Source organism: Mesorhizobium sp. CAU 1732 (assembly GCF_039888675.1).
Classification (GTDB): Bacteria; Pseudomonadota; Alphaproteobacteria; order Rhizobiales; family Rhizobiaceae; genus Aerobium.
Genome location: NZ_JBDQQR010000002.1, coordinates 314649 through 331646, shown reverse-complemented (window position 1 = coordinate 331646; position 16998 = coordinate 314649). Strand labels below are relative to the sequence as shown.

At 64.3% G+C, this 16998-nt stretch carries 21 protein-coding genes; 12 read left to right on the top strand and 9 right to left on the bottom strand.

Annotated features, from left to right (window positions below):
• Position 1 precedes the first annotated feature (1 nt).
• The 3 genes from AAFN55_RS19340 to AAFN55_RS19330 are packed head-to-tail and all read left to right on the top strand — an operon-like array spanning position 2 to position 2908.
• Entirely contained in the window at positions 2–889 is an 888-nt protein-coding gene (locus AAFN55_RS19340) for an ABC transporter ATP-binding protein (protein WP_347800605.1), read from the top strand.
• Positions 886–1722 carry an ATP-binding cassette domain-containing protein gene (locus tag AAFN55_RS19335; RefSeq protein WP_347800604.1) on the top strand — a complete coding sequence of 279 codons (837 nt, stop codon included), beginning with the start codon at positions 886–888 and terminating at the stop codon, positions 1720–1722. The genes AAFN55_RS19340 and AAFN55_RS19335 overlap by 4 nt, the downstream gene beginning before the upstream one ends.
• A 19-nt stretch (positions 1723–1741) precedes the next feature.
• Positions 1742–2908 (top strand): M20 aminoacylase family protein, encoded by a 1167-nt coding sequence (locus AAFN55_RS19330; protein WP_347800603.1) that lies wholly within the window; start codon positions 1742–1744, stop codon positions 2906–2908.
• Positions 2909–2931: 23 nt separating this feature from the next.
• Here AAFN55_RS19330 and AAFN55_RS19325 read toward each other — a convergent pair whose 3' ends face one another.
• From AAFN55_RS19325 to AAFN55_RS19290, 8 genes are all read right to left on the bottom strand, one after another.
• Complete coding sequence (locus AAFN55_RS19325) at positions 2932–4248, bottom strand: cytochrome c (RefSeq protein ID WP_347800602.1); 1317 nt, start codon at positions 4246–4248, stop codon at positions 2932–2934.
• A gap of 59 nt (positions 4249–4307) precedes the next feature.
• Complete coding sequence (locus AAFN55_RS19320) at positions 4308–4529, bottom strand: hypothetical protein (protein WP_347800601.1); 222 nt, start codon at positions 4527–4529, stop codon at positions 4308–4310.
• Positions 4530–4586: 57 nt separating this feature from the next.
• Positions 4587–6812, bottom strand: coding sequence for a molybdopterin cofactor-binding domain-containing protein (locus tag AAFN55_RS19315; protein WP_347800600.1), 2226 nt, complete (start codon positions 6810–6812; stop codon positions 4587–4589).
• Positions 6812–7273, bottom strand: a complete 462-nt coding sequence (locus tag AAFN55_RS19310; RefSeq protein ID WP_347800599.1) for a (2Fe-2S)-binding protein — start codon at positions 7271–7273, stop codon at positions 6812–6814. Before AAFN55_RS19310 ends, AAFN55_RS19315 begins: the two co-directional genes overlap by 1 nt.
• Positions 7274–7523: 250 nt before the next feature.
• Positions 7524–8228 (bottom strand): DUF1013 domain-containing protein, encoded by a 705-nt coding sequence (locus AAFN55_RS19305; protein WP_347800598.1) that lies wholly within the window; start codon positions 8226–8228, stop codon positions 7524–7526.
• Between the two features lie 163 nt (positions 8229–8391).
• On the bottom strand, positions 8392–8925 hold the full coding sequence (locus AAFN55_RS19300) for a GNAT family N-acetyltransferase (RefSeq protein WP_347800597.1): 534 nt from the start codon (positions 8923–8925) through the stop codon (positions 8392–8394).
• A 5-nt stretch (positions 8926–8930) separates the two neighbouring features.
• Entirely contained in the window at positions 8931–9503 is a 573-nt protein-coding gene (locus AAFN55_RS19295) for an XRE family transcriptional regulator (protein WP_347800596.1), read from the bottom strand.
• A gap of 51 nt (positions 9504–9554) precedes the next feature.
• Positions 9555–10562, bottom strand: coding sequence for an NAD(P)H-quinone oxidoreductase (locus AAFN55_RS19290; protein ID WP_347800595.1), 1008 nt, complete (start codon positions 10560–10562; stop codon positions 9555–9557).
• Between the two features lie 99 nt (positions 10563–10661).
• Here AAFN55_RS19290 and AAFN55_RS19285 point away from each other — a divergent pair, with 99 nt between their 5' ends.
• From AAFN55_RS19285 to AAFN55_RS19275, 3 genes are all read left to right on the top strand, one after another.
• Positions 10662–10856, top strand: coding sequence for a DUF1192 domain-containing protein (locus AAFN55_RS19285; protein ID WP_347800594.1), 195 nt, complete (start codon positions 10662–10664; stop codon positions 10854–10856).
• 104 nt (positions 10857–10960) lie between these two features.
• Positions 10961–12268 carry an MFS transporter gene (locus AAFN55_RS19280; RefSeq protein WP_347800593.1) on the top strand — a complete coding sequence of 436 codons (1308 nt, stop codon included), beginning with the start codon at positions 10961–10963 and terminating at the stop codon, positions 12266–12268.
• A gap of 30 nt (positions 12269–12298) precedes the next feature.
• Positions 12299–12562, top strand: a complete 264-nt coding sequence (locus AAFN55_RS19275) for a metalloregulator ArsR/SmtB family transcription factor (RefSeq protein ID WP_347800592.1) — start codon at positions 12299–12301, stop codon at positions 12560–12562.
• Between the two features lie 144 nt (positions 12563–12706).
• Here the strand turns inward: AAFN55_RS19275 and AAFN55_RS19270 are convergent, their stop codons facing one another.
• Positions 12707–12883 carry a DUF465 domain-containing protein gene (locus AAFN55_RS19270; protein ID WP_347800591.1) on the bottom strand — a complete coding sequence of 59 codons (177 nt, stop codon included), beginning with the start codon at positions 12881–12883 and terminating at the stop codon, positions 12707–12709.
• A gap of 229 nt (positions 12884–13112) precedes the next feature.
• On the opposite strand from AAFN55_RS19270, the gene AAFN55_RS19265 reads away from it, so the two are divergent.
• The 6 genes from AAFN55_RS19265 (at position 13113) to AAFN55_RS19240 (ending at position 16995) form a co-directional block, all read left to right on the top strand.
• Positions 13113–13316 carry a YdcH family protein gene (locus AAFN55_RS19265; RefSeq protein ID WP_347800590.1) on the top strand — a complete coding sequence of 68 codons (204 nt, stop codon included), beginning with the start codon at positions 13113–13115 and terminating at the stop codon, positions 13314–13316.
• An 87-nt stretch (positions 13317–13403) separates the two neighbouring features.
• Positions 13404–13901, top strand: a complete 498-nt coding sequence (gene purE / locus AAFN55_RS19260) for a 5-(carboxyamino)imidazole ribonucleotide mutase (RefSeq protein WP_347800589.1) — start codon at positions 13404–13406, stop codon at positions 13899–13901.
• Positions 13898–14974, top strand: a complete 1077-nt coding sequence (locus AAFN55_RS19255) for a 5-(carboxyamino)imidazole ribonucleotide synthase (protein ID WP_347800588.1) — start codon at positions 13898–13900, stop codon at positions 14972–14974. The genes purE and AAFN55_RS19255 overlap by 4 nt, the downstream gene beginning before the upstream one ends.
• A gap of 132 nt (positions 14975–15106) precedes the next feature.
• Positions 15107–15232, top strand: coding sequence for a type B 50S ribosomal protein L36 (gene ykgO / locus AAFN55_RS19250; RefSeq protein WP_347800587.1), 126 nt, complete (start codon positions 15107–15109; stop codon positions 15230–15232).
• 62 nt (positions 15233–15294) lie between these two features.
• Positions 15295–15882, top strand: coding sequence for a tetratricopeptide repeat protein (locus tag AAFN55_RS19245; protein WP_347800586.1), 588 nt, complete (start codon positions 15295–15297; stop codon positions 15880–15882).
• Positions 15883–15936: 54 nt separating this feature from the next.
• Positions 15937–16995 carry an alpha/beta hydrolase gene (locus tag AAFN55_RS19240; protein ID WP_347800585.1) on the top strand — a complete coding sequence of 353 codons (1059 nt, stop codon included), beginning with the start codon at positions 15937–15939 and terminating at the stop codon, positions 16993–16995.
• The last annotated feature ends 3 nt before the right edge of the window (positions 16996–16998 follow it).

The following is a 16998-nucleotide window of genomic DNA, read 5'->3' as shown; positions in this document are numbered from 1 at the left end:
GATGGCACTCCTCGACATCAAGAACCTGCAGCTCTCGATGCGGAGCTATGAGGGCGAGACGCAGATCCTGCATGGCATCGACCTGAAGATCGAGCGTGGCGAAATCTGGGGCATGGTCGGCGAGACCGGTTCCGGCAAGTCGCTGACGGGCCTGTCCGTCTCGCGGCTGATCCCGACACCGCCGGGGCGTTACCTCGCCGGTTCGATCGCGTTTCAGGGCAAGGATTTGCTCAAGGCCGCCGACCGCGACATGCGCGCGCTGCGCGGCCGCCATATCGGCATGATCTTCCAGGACCCGACGACCAACCTCAATCCGGTGTTCAGGATCGGAACCCAGCTTGTCGACGTGGCTTTGCACGCAGGCCACGCCGATCCGTCCGTCCTGGGACTTGAGGCCGGTGCGTCGCGCAAGGCGTTCAGAACAGCCGCGCGCAGAACCGCCATCGAGATGCTGGAGAAGGTCGGCATCCCAAACGCCGGGGAGCGCATCGACGATTATCCGCACCAGTTTTCCGGCGGAATGCGCCAGCGCGTGCTGATCGCGATGGCGATGATCGGCAAGCCCGACCTTCTGATCGCCGACGAGCCGACGACGGCACTCGACGTGTCGGTACAGGCGCAAATCCTGCGGCTGATCCACGACCTCGTCGCAGAGCGCAATATCGGGGTCCTGCTGATCACTCACAATCTCGGTGTCGTCGCCCAGATTTGCTCGCATGTCGCCGTGATGTATCGCGGCCGCATCCTCGAAGCGGGTTCGGTCTTTGACGTGCTGAAGCGCCCCAGCCACGCTTATACGCAGGCGCTTCTGGATTCCGTGCCGACGGTGCACACAAAACGCGGAGAACTGAAGGGTCTGAGCGGGCTGTCACCGGAGGCGCTCGCATGAGCCTCGATATCCAGAACGTCACCAAGATTTTCGCCGGTTCGCGCCGGGGCATGTACGGCAGGTCGGAGGACTTCAAGGCGCTAGACGACGTCAGCCTGTCGGTGAAGAAGGGCGGCAGCTTCGGGCTGGTCGGCGAGTCGGGCTCCGGCAAGACGACGCTGACGCGCTGCATCCTGCGCCTCGAGACGCTGACGTCGGGCGCGATCCGGTTCGACGGCCAGGATATCCATTCGCTTTCGGCAGGGGATATGCGCCGCCTGCGTTCCCGCATGCAGATCGTTTTTCAGGATCCCTACGCGTCGCTGAACCCGCGCATGACGATCCACGACATCATCGCCGAACCGCTCGTCATCCATCGCGACGAAACCACGCGCACCGGGCGCCAGCGGACCGAGCGGGTGATGGAACTGTTGCTTCAGGTCGGGCTCGGCGCGGAGCATCTGTTCCGCTACCCGCATGAGTTCTCCGGGGGGCAACGGCAGCGCATCGGCATTGCTCGCGCCCTTGCGGTGCGGCCGGAACTGCTGATCCTGGACGAGCCGACCTCGGCGCTCGACGTGTCGGTGCAGGCCGAAGTCCTCAACCTTCTTCACCGGCTGCAAGGCGAACTCGGCCTGACCTATTTCTTCATCAGCCACGACCTGGGCGTCATCCGCTACATCTGCGACGACGTCGCGGTTATCTATCGCGGCAAGATCGTCGAGCAGGGGCCCGTGACGGATATTTTCGATTCTCCCAAGAACGATTATACCCGCATGCTGCTCGACGCGATGCCCGATCCCGACCCGGAACGCTCGCCGTTCCGGGTCGGTAGTGACGTCCGCGCAGACTGAGAGCAGAGGGGATTGCCAGATGGACGCAGCCGACACGCTGGATGAGCTCGCTCAGGAAGCCGTTGCGTGGCGACGCCACATCCACCAGAACCCGGAACTGCTGTTCGACCTTCCGAACACATCCGCCTTCGTCGCTGAAAAGCTGAGGGCGTTCGGCTGCGACGAGGTCGTCACCGGGATCGCGCAGTCGGGGGTTGTCGCCGTGGTGAAGGGATCGCGCGGGCCGGGACGGACGATAGCGTTGCGCGCCGACATGGATGCTCTGCCGATGAGCGAGCAGACCAACCTGCCTCACGCGTCGAAAGTGGACGGCATGATGCATGCGTGCGGTCATGACGGCCACACCGCGATGCTTCTCGCCGCCGCCAGACACCTCGCCGCGGCGCGCGATTTCGCAGGCACCGTCGTGCTGGTCTTCCAGCCGGCGGAGGAAGGCGGTGCCGGAGGCCGTGTGATGATCGAGGAAGGTCTCCTGGAGCGATTCGGCATCGACGAAGTCTACGGCATGCACAATCAGCCGGGCCTCGCGGTGGGCTCGTTTGCGATACGGCCGGGTCCGCTGATGGCGGCGGGCGATCGCTTCATGGTGACGTTGCGGGGGCGCGGAGGTCACGCCGCATCACCGCACGAGACGCCGGATCCGGTGCTTGCCAGCGCGCATCTGGTGACGGCGCTTCAGTCGATCGCCTCGCGCTATGCCGACCCCTTCGATCCTGTCGTGGTGTCGGTGACGCATCTGGCGGCGGGTTCTGCGAGCGCGCTCAATGTGATTCCGGCTTCCGTCCTGCTGGGTGGAACGATACGAACCATCAACCCCGAGACCCGAACGGCAGTGGAAGCCCGGTTTCGCGCCATCGTCGCGGCGTCGGCGAAGCTCCTGGATATCGAGGCTGATATCGACTGGCGCCCGGGCTATCCGGTTACGGTCAACGACCCGGAAATGACGCGGCACGCGCTAAAGGCCGCCCGCAGCGTCGTCGGGACGGACGCGGTGGACGACGACTGCCCGCGCATCATGGGGTCGGAGGATTTCTCCTACATGCTGGAGAAGCGGCCGGGTTCGTTCATCTGGCTGGGCAATGGCGCTACGGCAGGGCTGCATCACCCCGCCTATGATTTCAACGACGCCGCTATCCTTCACGGTCTGCGCTATTGGTCGGCTCTGGTCGAGCAGCGCTTGGGCTGAACCGGCGTCGGGCGCGTGCCCGTCTACTCCGCGCCTTCACGCAGCGAGCGCACGGTCTCGTCGAGCTTGTCCCACGGGTCGCCGGGGCCGAACCTGCCGCGCACGAAGGCGGTCAACGCGGCCAGATCGTCGTCACCGATCTGCAACCCCTTTGCCGGCATGAAGCGGTCCGCAGATCCGGCGGGTGCTGGCTGAATGCCATGCATGACCGTCTGGATGAAGTTACGGGCATCGGGTGCATTGACCGATCCGGTCAACGCGAGCGGAACGGTATAGGTGTCGGCACGGTGACAGACGGCGCACTGGTCCGCAAAAACCTCGGCACCCCGTGCCAGCACGGGATCCGTCGGTAGCGCAGGCGCGTCCTCGGCACCGAACTCCAGACTTTCCGCCCGCTGGCGTGCCGAATCCGGGGCACCCGCACTCTGACCGGATGCGCTTCCCATGAGATCGGCGACATAGGTGGCGATCGCCACCACCTCTTCCTCGGGTTGATGGTAGAGGTCGTTCGAAATCGGCATCATCGGCCCTGCGGCGATGCCATGGTCGCGATCCCAGCCGTCGATCAGGTAATTGGCGAGCGTGTCCGCATTCCAGCCTATCGGCGCGTGGTTTTGCGCGTTGAGGGCGGGTGCGTACCAACCTTCCGCTTCGCCGCCGGAATAGGCATCGTCGCCGCTCCGCACCGCCGCACCAAGCACGTTGCGCGGGCTGTGGCAGGCCGCGCAGTGCGCCAACCCCTCCGTCAGATATCGGCCGCGGTTCCAGACATCGTCCTTGCCGGGATCGTCCGTCTTGGGCCCTTCATCCAGAAAGAGAAGGTTCCATCCGGCCATCAGAATGCGCTGGTCGAACGGAAAGCCGAGGTCGTTGGCTGGCGCTTCCGCCCGCACAGGCTCCAGCGACATCAGATAGGCATAGATCGCTTCGAGGTCGTCGTCGGTGACGCGCGTGTAGAAATCATAGGGGAATGCCGGATAGAGGTGACGCCCCTCCCGATCCACGCCTTTACGCATGGAACGCACGAAGGCCTCCAGCGACCAGCTTCCAATTCCGGTCTCCGCATCGGGCGTGATGTTGGTGCTGTGGATCGTGCCGAAGGGCGTCGGCAGGCCGAAGCCGCCGGACATCGGGACGCCCCCTTCCGCCGTGTGACACACGGCACAATTGCCAATGCCGGCAAGCATTTCGCCGCGTTCAACCAGCGAGGCGTCCAGACTGTCGCGGGAAGGAGGCGTGATAGCCGCGATCTCGGGATGGCGGTTGGCATAAGCGTAGGCTCCGGCCGCCGCAATGACCACTGCGCCTCCGATGGCGATGAGAACTGTCGAAACTTTCAAGGAAAGATCCTTTGGCTATCTGGCTGAGGATGGCGGCCGATTGTCCGACCCGACCGGCGCTAAGCTGGCACCGAGCATTTGCGCGCATGGTCCCAAATGCGCACGAGCTCGCCCCGGGGATCGCAGATGTAAATCGCGTCCGCCTCGTTGCATTGGTTCTCGACGCCGAAGCGGCCCCAATTGCGCATCTCTTTTTCGGCTTCCGCAACGGTTTCGTACCGGCGGGTAGCGACGATACCGTCGAGGATGGGCTTTCGACTGGCAGCGACCAGCGTGAACATGGGGAACCTCCCGGAGGTTGGGCGGGGCTGGCGACGTAGCCCCGCCGTGATGACAGATCAGGCTGCGGCGTCGATTGCAGCCTTCACGCGGTCCGGGGTGAAGGGAACGTCACGCATCCGTGTGCCGATGGCATCGGCGATGGCGTTGGCCAGTGCCGCGCCCGACGGCCCCTGGGACGACTCGCCATTGCCCAGATAGGGTTCACCCGGCCTGTCGATCAGTACGGTTTCCACGGGCGGAACCTCGGTGAAGCCGAGGATGGGATAGCTCGCCCAATCGGACGACAGGACGCGCGTCTTGTCGAATTTGACCTCTTCCTTGAGCGTCCAGCTTATGGACTGGATCAATCCGCCCTCGACCTGGTTGATGATGCCGTCCGGGCTGACGATGTGTCCGCCGTCGTTCGACGCCACGGCACGGGTCACGCGAACCAGACCGTTGCGCGGCGTTATCTGCACCTCCATCGCAACCGCCGTGATCGCGGCGAAATTCTTGTAGCGCGCGATCGCGATGCCACGGCCCCTGTTGGCTCTCTTTTCCCAGGCGTCCCAACCGAACGCTTCCGCGCAACGGATGAGTGCGTCGCGCATGCGCTCGTCCTTGAGGTAGCGAAGCCGGTACTCGACCGGGTCTGCGCCGGCCTTCACCGCCAGTTCGTCGATGAACTGCTCAACCGCCATGACGTTCGCATAGGCGCCCAACCCACGTGTCGATGACACGCGAAGCGGCATCTCGGTGATAAAGTGGGTGACGACGCGCTCACCGGGAAAATCGTAATTGGACAGGCCGTTGCGCGTCGACGAGAAGTTCGGCGGCCCGCCATCGCTGGCTACCGGCAGTTCGAAGGGCGGATCGAAATATTGCGCCGAGAGCAGGCGCCCCGGATTTCCGCCGGGCCTGTTGCCGTGCGGCGTGGAATAGATGTGGTGCTCCCAGTCGAGAATGTTGCCATCCGCGTCGAGGTTCGCGGACACGCTGTTGACCATGGCCGACCCGTAGGGTTCCCACTGGTGTTCGCCGGCGCGGGTATATTGCAGCTTTATCGGCCGTCCGGGCATCTGATGCGCCAGAATGCAGGCATCCGCCGCCGCGTCGTCAGCCATGTTGTGGCCATAACAACCCGATCCTTCCGTATGGATCGCGTGGACCTTGCCTTCGTCGAGGCCAAGCATTCCCTCGATCGCGGCAGCGGTGGCCCAAACGCTCTGCGAATGCGTCCAGACCCGCATGTCGCCTTCGTCGTCGAAAACCGCCACGGCGGCCGACGTGCCGATGGAGCCGTGCATATGGTAGGGACGGTAGTAGGTCGCCTCGTGGCGCTCTGCCGTCTGCGTGGTGCTGCCCCGAACCTTGTTCAGCCACTCGGTTTCCGTGCTCTGCGTGGACTGAAGCCATTCCTTCATGCCGTCATGGCCGGGAAGCGCGCTCTCGACGTCCCACTCGCCCGCTGCAGTCAATGCTTCGGCCGCGGCGAATGCCTGTTCCTGGCGTTCGGCAATGACGCCCAGAAAGCTGCCATTGCGCACGACCTTGACGACGCCCGGCATCGCTTCGACGCCGGAAAGATCGATCGAGGTGAGACGGGCGCGATAGGTCGGAGGACGCGCGACGGCGCCGTAGAGCATGCCGTCCAGATGCATGTCCTGGACATAGATCGGCTCGCCCATGATCTTGGCGGGGAGATCGATACGCGGAACGTTGCGCCCGATAATCCGATGTTGCGAGAGAGGCAGCAGCGGTGCCGTCCCCGTCGCATCGACCTCGAGATTCAGGTTTTCGACCAGTTCCCAGTAGGTGACGCTGTTGTCGCCGCCCGAAATGGTCCCATCGGAAATGGCGAGGCTTTCGCCATCGAGATCGAAGCGTTCGGCCGCGATGTTCGTGAGGATCTGCCGGACCTCGGCAGCAGCCTGCTGAACGGCTGTCGCACAGTTCGGCATGGTCTGCGAACCGGCGGTCGTGCCTTCATCGGGAGACAGCCGCGTATCGCCGGCTATGACCTGGACCCTGTCGAATTCGACGACCAGTTCCTCAGCGCAGACCTGGGCGACCGCGGTCAATGCGCCCTGTCCAAGCTCGACCTTGCCGATGAAAAGCGTGACGCTGCCATCGGCATTGATGCGCAGCCAGCTTGAAAGCTGGGGGTGGCTCTTCATGTCGCCGGGAAGATCGGGTGCGGACGACTGGGCAAAGAGATCGGCCGGCAGGACGAACGACACCGCCAGAAATCCGGCGGATCCTTTGAGGAATGTGCGGCGATCGATGGATATCATCTTGTTCATTATGCCGGGCTCCCCGCAGCTTTCAACACGGCCCTGACGACGCGATTATGCGACCCGCAGCGGCACAGATTGCCGCTGAGCGCGATGCGGATGTCGGATTCGGTCGGGCTGGCGTTGCGGTCGAGCAGCGCTTGGGCGGCAACGATCATTCCGCTGGTGCAATAGCCGCATTGCGCGGCCTGTTCCTCTATGAATGCCTGCTGCAGGGCGCCGGGGCCCCCATTGCTGTCACGCAGTCCTTCCAGCGTGGTGACGGAGCGTCCGATGGCGGACGTCACCGGGGTCTGGCAGCTTTTGACGGGTTCTCCGTCGATCAGGACAGTACAGGCGCCGCACTGCGACACCCCGCATCCGAACTTCTGACCGCGGAGTTTCAGATCGTTGCTCAGCACGGCCAGCAACGTTGCATTGCCGGGGACGTCGACTTCAACGTCCTGATTGTTGACCCTGAGGTTTATCATGGCTTGGCAGCTTCCTGTCGCCTGGCTTTGTATTTTAGTGACGCGATTCCCGTCAGATAGGACGATAGGGGGCCGAGCCCACGACTGCAACAGGCGAGGTCGGTCCACACGCGTTAGTTGGAAACGCATGGGCGGCGTCGGCCTCGAGTGCCTTAGCCGCATTGGGCGTGGCAGGCTGGGGAGCGGACACAAAAAGAGCCGGAGCGGCACCCGCTCCGGCTCTTTTTGTGGTGCGCGGGCGTGAGCCCGATCAGTGCTGGTCGTCGTCCTCGTCGACCGGCGTGGTCGATTTGAGCGAGGAGAGCTTGGCGAAGACCGCGTCGGCGTCGAGTTCGTCGTCGTCGCTCTTGGTCGGGTTGCGATCGGTCACTTCGAGCGTCTCGGTCATCGAAGCCGGGAGCAACGTGTCGCCGGTCGGCGCCGCAGCCGGCTGGCCGCGCGAGGCGCGCTGAACCTCGAGGTCGAGGTCGATCTGCGAGCACAGGCCGAGCGTGACCGGATCCATCGGGACCAGGCTTGCCGAATTCCAGTGGGTGCGGTTGCGGATCTGCTCGATCGTCGACTTTGTCGTGCCGACGAGACGCGAAATCTGCGCGTCCTTCAGCTCCTGATGGTTCTTGACCAGCCACAGGATGGCGTTCGGACGGTCCTGGCGCTTGGAAAGCGGGGTGTAACGCGGTGCGCGGCGCTTGGATTCGGGAACGCGAACCTTCGGCTCCTGAAGCTTCAGGCGCAGGTTCGGGTCGGCCTCCGCCTTGGCGATCTCGTCGCGCGAAAGCTGACCGGTGATGACGGGGTCGAGACCCTTGATGCCCTGCGCGGATTCACCGTCGGCGATCGCCTTGACTTCGAGGGGGTGCAATTTGCAGAAATTCGCGATCTGTTCGAACGACAGCGCCGTATTGTCAACCAGCCAGACGGCGGTTGCCTTGGGCATCAGAAGCGTGTTGGCCATTGAGACATATCCTCTCGTTCGCCCGCGTCCCTTGCGCGGGCGGTGGGCAAAGCCACCAGTTTTGGGAAATCGCGCCTCGTATAGCGGGATTTGCCGCGAGAGGCAAGAAATCGTGCAGGCGACGAACAGTTTCGTGTCGGGCTCGCGCGACCATCAGCGCCCTTCAGGCGCGAATGGCCTTGTACATGATTGTCGTCGGGTCCAGCCGATCCGAGACGGTGTCGCGGCAGAAATCGGGGATGATGCCGGCCGTCTCGTAGCCCATGGATGCATAGAGCGGTTCGGCCTTGTCGCCGGTCCGCGTGTCGAGCGTGAGCAGGCTCCGGCCCATCTCTTGGGCACGGTGCTCCAGGTCGGCCATCAGCGCCTTGCCGATGCCGCGACGGCGGAAATCCGGGTGGACGAGCAGCTTGCGCACCTCGGCGCGATGCGGCTGGTTCGGCGGCGTATCGTGGTCGAGCTGGACGGAGCCGGCAACGCGGCCGTCCGCCTCTGCGATCAGGAGGATGGTTCCTCCGGCGCGAAGTGACGGAAACACCTTCGTCGTCCAGAAGGTTTCCGCCTCCGTCAGCGAAAACGGCAGGACGAAGCTGATGCTGGCGCCGTCATGGACGCAGGCATGGAGCAGTTCGGCGAGTTCAGGCAGGTGCGTCTGCGCGTCCTGACAGGAGAATGCAGTGATGGCGGCGGTTATCATCGGTCTCAAACCATGAACAGGATGTATCGGGCGGAGCTGTCGGCGGGCGTGGCGAAGGCGCTGGGGCCGAAGAGCCGGTAGCGCAGGCAGTCGCCGGGCAGGAGATCGTGCGTCGCGCCGTCCACGGTGACGGACAGGCGTCCTTCGATGAGCAGCAGGTGATGCTCCAGGCCCGGACGAGGGCTCTCGTCGTAGACGATGCCGGCTCCGGCGCGCAAACTGCCCTCGATGGCTTCGCCGGTGAGGGATTGAGCCGGCGGAGAAATGGCGCGGCGTCGAAAGCCTGTTTCCGCATCCACCCAAACCTGCTGATCGTCGCTGCGGATCAACGGTGCGTAGTGCTCTTCGACCATCAGCATGAGGCGGGACATCGCCAGGCCATAGGCCGCGCACAGACGCCCCAGCACGCTCGCCGTAGGACTGACTTCGGCATTCTCCAGCCGCGACAACGTCGCGCGGCTGACCTTGCTGCGCGTCGCGAGTTCGTCCAGCGACCAGCCGCGTTCCGCCCTGAGGCTTTTCAGCCGCTCGGCGAGGCGGCGGTCAGTCGTTTCGGAATCGATGAGAGAGGTTTCCATATATGGGAGCCTCTCTCATATTCGGAAATTCGTCAATCCTGTTTGGCGTCCTCAGGCGACGTCCAGAACGATCTTGCCGACATGGTCGCCCTCTTCCATGCGTTCATGCGCGCGCCACGCCTCCTTCAGCGGGAAGATCATGTCCATGACAGGCGCGATCTTGCGCGTCGCCAGAAGCGGCCACACCTTGGCTTCCAGTTCGGCCGCGATCTCGCCCTTGAACGCCACGGTGCGGGGGCGCAGCGTCGAGCCCGTATGGGTCAGCCGCTTGACCATGACCTTCGAGAAATCCGCACTGGCCTTCGGGCCGCCCAGCGTCGCGATCTGCACGATGCGGCCTTCGATGGCGGCGGCATCGTAGTTGCGATCGACATAGTCTCCGCCGACCATGTCGAGGATGACGTTGACGCCCTTGCCGTCCGTGGCGTCCTTCACGACGCGGACGAAATCCTCCTCGCGGTAGTTGATGGCGCGGTCGGCGCCGAGTTTGAGGCACGCGTCGCATTTCTCCGGCGAGCCGGCGGTGGCGAACACATAGCTGCCGAATGCGGAGGCGAGCTGGATCGCGGTCGTGCCGATGCCGGACGACCCGCCATGGACGAGGAAGGTTTCGCCCGGCTTGAGGCCGCCGCGCTGGAACACGTTGTGCCACACGGTGAAGAAGGTTTCCGGAATGGCGGCTGCCTCGGTGAAGGTGAAGCCGTGCGGGATCGGCAGCGCGTTGGATTCGTGGACGATCGCGTATTCGGCGTAGCCGCCGCCGGGCGTCAGGGCGGCGACCGCGTCGCCGATGCGCCAGCGCGTGGCGCCCGCGCCCAGCGCCGCCACCTCGCCGGCGACTTCGAGGCCGGGCAGGTCCGATGCGCCCTTGGGCGGGGGATAGGCACCCTTGCGCTGGAATACGTCCGGCCGGTTGACGCCGGCTGCCCGCACGCGAACCAGGATTTCGCCGGTGCCGGGCGTGGGTACGTCGCGGCGTTCCGGCTTCAAGACGAGCGGGCCGCCGGGTTCGGTGATCGCGATCGCCGTCATCTTGTCGGGAAGGGGTGTTGTCGCCATGTCTCTGCTCGTTCCTGAAATCTGTCGGATCACGCCATTTGCATCGACCCGCCACCCTTATGTAGATTTATGGCGAAAGAGGCAAAGCGGAGAACGAGAATGGCGATATTCGAGGACGAAGCAGCCAAGCCGAAGCGAGCGCACGAGATCGGCCAGGACCTGTCCCTGCTGTCCGTGGACGAACTCAACGAGCGAATCGGCCAGCTCAAATCCGAGATCGCGCGTCTCGAGGGCGAATTGTCGTCCAAGGGAGCCACCAAGCTTGCCGCCGAAGCGCTTTTCCGGCGCGAATAGGTGTGGATCGGATGCGATGCGTCGCATAACAGCGCGGATGTCGTCTCATGATGGCTAAATTCGGCGGCTAGGCCCGATCGACCGACACGAACACAGGCAGACGCATGCTCGCGACATACAGACCGATCTTCTCGCTTCTTCGCGGCACCGCGTTTCTGCTCGCAGCCTCGGGCCTGCATGGTCTCCTGCTGCCGCTGCGCGGTCAGGCGGAGGGCTTTTCGACGGCTTCGCTGGGCCTGTTCGGCACGGCCTGGGCCGGCGGGTTCATTGCCGGCTGCTTCTTTGCTCCGCGGCTCGTGCGCAAGGTCGGTCACATCCGCGCGTTCGGCGCGTTTGCGGCTTCGGGAGCGATCATCGCGCTCCTGACCGGCCTGATGATCAACGAATATGCCTGGATCGTGCTGCGCGCGGGAACCGGCCTGACGATGGCCGGGGCCTTCATGATCATCGAAAGCTGGCTCAACGAGCGCGCGACGAACGAGAACCGCGGCACGGTGTTCGGCCTCTATATGATGGTGACATACGCCTCGATCATGGGCGGCCAGATGATCGTGGCCTTCGCCGACGTGAATTCGGCCGCCCTGTTCATGGTCGCGGGCATCTTCTTCTGCGCCTCGCTGATCCCGACCGCGATCACGTCCGCCGCGAGCCCGCAGCCGCTCGCCGACGTGAAACTCGATCTTCGCGGCCTTTATGCCAACTCGCCGGTCGCGGCGGTCGGCTGCCTGCTGATCGGCGTCGCGAACGGCGCGTGGGGTACGCTCGGTGCCGTCTATGGCGCGCGCGTTGGCATCTCGACGCCTGAAATCGCGCTGATGATGAGCTTCGTCGTCGTTGCCGGCGCGGTCGCGCAATTGCCGGTCGGACGCATCTCCGACATGACCGACCGTCGCTATGTGCTCTCTGCGGCCGCCTTCGGCTGCGCGCTGGTGGGGGTGGCCGTCTTCCTGTTCGCGCCGCGCTCGGCGAACCTGATCCTCGGCATGACCGCTGCCTATGGCGCGCTCGCCTACACGCTCTATTCGATCGCGGTCGCGCATGCGAACGACCATGCGAATTCCGAGGATTTCGTAAAACTCTCCGGCGGGCTGCTCCTGCTCTACGGCTTCGGGACGATGATCGGGCCGATCCTCGGCGCATTCCTGATGGGCCGGATGCGGCCGGAGAGCATCTTCCTCGCGACCGCGCTCGCGCATTTCCTGCTTGCCGGCTACGCGATCGTGCGTGTGCGGGCTCGCGCGCCGGTGCCGATCGAGGATCGCGAGATCTTCAAGACGCTGCCGTCGGAACGGGCCGTCACGCCGCAGGGCGTGCTGCTCGATCCCCGCGCGGATTCCGACAACCCGGAGGCTGAGCCTCCGGCGGATGCCGGCGATCCGGACGCCGAAGACGTCAAGCCGCAAGGGATTTGAGTTTACGCCCGTCCGTGCTTACAAATGGCGATGATCCAGATCGATGCGTTCATGGCCATCGCGGACGCCAATCGCCGTCATCTCCTCGAGGAGCTGCGGCGCGGTCCCAAGACCGTCAATGAACTGGCAGGCGGACTGCCGATTTCCAGGCCCGCCGTCTCGCAGCACCTCAAGGTTCTTCTCGATGCGGGTCTGGTGAACGCGCGCGCGCAAGGAACGCGCCGGATCTATGCCGTCGACACGGACGGGTTCCTCAAGCTCAATATCTGGCTGGATCAGTTCTGGACGGAGTGATTGCGCGCAGGGTCTCGGATTGTCCTTCCAGACAGCCGGGCGTCCAGTCCGCGGAGTGGAGAAGCAAAATCCCCACCGGCCGATGGCTGGGGCGCCATCGGCACGGCGTCGTCGAGTAGGCCGGATATCCGGCTCGAATATGGATTAATGCCGGGTCGGAGACCGCAGCTTTTCTATCTCGTCCTTGAGCGCCAACTTGCGTCGCTTCAGTTGTGCAATTTCGAGGGCGTCGTATGAGGGATGGTTCGATGCTTCGTCGATTTCACGTTCGATATCGCCATGCTTACGCTTGAGCTCAGCAAGGTGGGATGCAAGAGACATGATAGGCTCTCCCTTTCTGGTTCCTCGATCGTACCGCCGACAGACGTCCACCGCAGGCCGCCTTGTGACAGCACGATGACACTGTGCCACCTCAGATTAAGGCTGTCGAATGCTGAGTAGTCGCATTTCCTAACAAGGTGAAATGTGCTATGAGGCCATCGCCGGTCGCGGAAGCCCCGGAACCCGCCCGAGCAGGCCCTCGCGCCTCACACTTCGCAGACGGTAAAGCATGTCGGAACAGGAACAGGCCGAGGTTCGTCTCGAGTTTTCCAAGGTGAAGCAGGAGCACACGGATTTCGATGCCGCGATCAATGCCATGATTGCCATGGGTTGTGACACGCTCCAGATCCAGCGAATGAAAAAGAAAAAGCTGGCCCTGAAGGACCGCCTTCAGCAGCTTGAAGACAAGATCATTCCCGACATCATCGCCTGAAATCTCCTGCGATCCTTGCGGCTTCGCCACAATTGAACTATTCGGCGGCAGCCCGAATTGCGGGCATATGGTCGAATCGGAGCAGACATGGTGGGCTCGCACGCTGACGTCGCCATTATCATGGGCAGCCAGTCCGACTGGGCGACGATGAGCCACGCCGCGCAGACCCTCGATGCGCTGGGCATCGCGCATGAAAGCCTCATCGTTTCCGCCCATCGCACGCCCCAGCGGCTTTATGATTTCGCCCGCAGGGCGCGCGAGCGCGGCTTCAAGGTCATCGTCGCGGGCGCCGGCGGCGCCGCACATCTGCCGGGCATGACAGCCGCCATGACGCCGCTTCCGGTCTTCGGCGTGCCGGTCGAATCGAAGGCTCTGTCCGGCCAGGATTCCCTTCTCTCGATCGTCCAGATGCCCGCCGGCATTCCGGTCGGCACGCTCGCGATCGGCAAGGCGGGCGCGATCAACGCCGCCCTTCTCGCAGCCGCCGTCCTCGCACTTCACGACGAGGCGCTTGCCGCGCGGCTGGATGCCTGGCGCGCCGCGCAGACGGATGCCGTCGCCGAGCGCCCCTCGGACGGGGCATGACCGGCTTGCTCGCCCCCGGCTCGACGATCGGTATCATCGGCGGCGGCCAGCTCGGCCGGATGCTCGCGATGGCTGCCGCACGGCTCGGCTACCAGACGATCGTTCTCGAGCCCCAGGCCGATTGCCCCGCGGCACAGGTCGCCAACCGGCAGATCATCGCCGGCTATGACGATGCGCACGGCCTGGCCGGACTCGCGCAGGATTGCGCCGTCGTCACCTACGAGTTCGAGAACGTGCCGGTTCGGGCCGTGGAACTCCTGTCGGCAGATGTGCCGGTCTATCCGCCGCCGCGTGCGCTCGAGGTCGCGCAGGACCGCGTGACCGAGAAGGCGTCGATCAACGCGATGGGCATATCCACGGCCGGCTTCGTGCCCGTGGACAGCGACGATGATCTTGTCGACGGGCTCGCCCGGTTCGGTGGCAGCGGCGTCCTCAAGACGCGCCGCCTCGGCTATGACGGCAAGGGCCAGCGGGTGTTCCGCGATGCGGATGCGGCGGATGCCGCCGGCGTCTACGACGCCATGGGTGGCGTGCCGCTCATCCTGGAAGCGCTGGTGCCGTTCGAGCGCGAGATTTCCGTCATTGCCGCGCGCGGCGTCGATGGTGCGATCGAGGTCTACGATCCGGCCGAAAACGCGCATCGCGCCGGCATCCTGCACAGCTCGACCATTCCCGCTTCGGTTTCCGACGTTACCGCCGATGCGGCGCGGGTTGCCGCGGAAGCGATCCTCACCGGGCTCGACTATGTCGGCGTGATCGGGGTCGAGTTCTTCGTGCTTGCCGATGGCAGCGTGCTGGTGAACGAAATCGCTCCGCGCGTCCACAATTCGGGCCACTGGACGGAAGCGGCTTGCGCGGTCTCGCAGTTCGAGCAGCATATCCGCGCGATCGCCGGGCTGCCCCTCGGCGATACGAGGCGGCATTCGGATTGCGTGATGGAAAACCTGATCGGCGACGACGTGCTGCGCGCGCCCCAGCTTCTGGCCGAACCGGATGTCGTGCTGCATCTCTACGGGAAGGCCGAGGCACGTCCGGGCCGCAAGATGGGCCATTTTACACGACTCAAGCGCTGAGTGAGCTGCTTCTGCGGCACATCCGGTTGACACCAACTGCGAGTCTCGTTTAAGAGCCAGCGCAGATTTGCGGCGCGCCTGAGGGCGCGTCTTTACGTTAAGCCCGAACGGGCACAGAAACGGGCTGGACCGATGAAGATCAAGAATTCGCTCAAGTCGCTCAAGGGCCGCCATCGCGACAATCGCATGGTTCGCCGCAAGGGCCGCGTCTACATCATCAACAAGACTGCACCTCGCTTCAAGGCGCGCCAGGGCTGAGGCCCCCGCCTTCACGCGAAATTCAGTTTGACGTTCCGCACTGTGCAGGTAGGCTCCTGCGCATGCGGAACGTTTTTGCCATTTCCCTCGCCCTGCTGGTCGTGATTCCCACCGTCGCGAGCGCCCAGTCGACCGGCCGGTCCTCGACGTCCATCACCGCGCCCGAAGAGGGCTCTCGTCTCGACGCGCTCTTTACCGAACTCAAGCGCGCCAAGAACGAGCCGTCGGCCAAGCGCGTCTCCAGCCGTATCTGGCAGGAGTGGTCGCGATCCGGCAGCGCCACGACCGACCTTCTGATGCGCTGGGCGCAAGAGGCGATCGATGCCGAGAAATACGACGTGGCGATGGACTTTCTCGATCAGGTCACCTTGCTCGCGCCCGACTACGCCGAAGGCTGGAACAAGCGCGCGACGCTGCATTTCACGATGGAAAACTATGCCAAGTCGATGACCGACATCGACCGCACCCTGCGGCTGGAGCCGCGCCATTTCGGGGCGCTCGGGGGGCTTGCCGTCATCCTCAAGAACAGCGGCCGCAAGCAGGCCGCGATGCATGCCTATGAACGCGTGCTCGACGTCTACCCGATGATGCGCGACGCACAGACCGAACTCGGGAAACTTGCCGATGAGATGGCCGGCGAAGGCATCTGACGGCGCTCGCAATTCTTCTGAAACCTTCCTGATCTCCCTTCGTAGTTTGCGAGCATGAACATCGCCGTTGCCGCCGCCTGCTTCCTGCTCGCCCTGCTTCTCGTTCTCGCCGGCGTCAGCCGCATCGGCGCCTGGGTCATCGAACGCAACAATCCGCCTGCCGGCACGTTCGTGACCGTCGATGAGACGCGGCTTCATACCGTTCACGTTCCGGCTGATCCCGATGCAGACCTCCCGCCTCTGGTGTTCATCCATGGCGCAAGCGGCAATCTGCTCGACCAGATGTTTCCGATTCGCCCATTGCTGGAGGGGAGGGCGCAGATGCTGTTCTTCGACCGCCCCGGTCATGGCTGGTCGGAGCGCGGCCCGGGCAACGCCAATCCCTACGAGCAGGCCGATACGCTCGCGGCGCTGATGGATCACTATGGGATGGACGATGCGATCATCGTCGGGCACTCCTTCGGCGGAGCGGTGACGGCGGCGTTTGCGCTGAACCATCCCGACAAGACGCGCGGGCTGGTGTTCCTGTCCGCCGCGACGCATCCGTGGCCGGGTGCCGGCACCGCCTGGTACTACAAGCTGTCCGCAGTGCCTGTGCTTGGCCGGTTGTTCACCGAAACGCTGGCGTGGCCCGGCGGGTCGATGCAGATGCGCGCGGCGTCAGCCTCCGTCTTCTCGCCGAACAGGCTGCCGGAAACCTATCTCAAGGACGCGGCGATTTCGCTCGTGCTGCGGCCCTCCGCATTCCGCTGGAACGCGATGGACGTGGCGGGGCTCTACGACCACGTCGTCGAGGCATCGAAGCGCTACCCTGAGATCAAGGCACCGACGGTGATCATCACCGGCAATCGCGACACGGTCGTTCTGGAGAACATCCATTCGGTCGGGCTCGCGCGCGACATCGCCGGCTCCGAACTCGTCTGGGTCGACAATCTCGGCCACAAGCCGGACTGGATCGCGCCCGACCTCGTCGTCGCCGCCATCGAAAAGATCGCGGGGAGACCGATCGATCTGGAGGCTGCGGCGCGCGTGGCCGAAGCACGCATCGCGGGCGATGCGCGTGCCGTCAGCGAGCCCGGAGAGGGCGCGCCCGACGTCGCGGTCTCTCGATAAAAG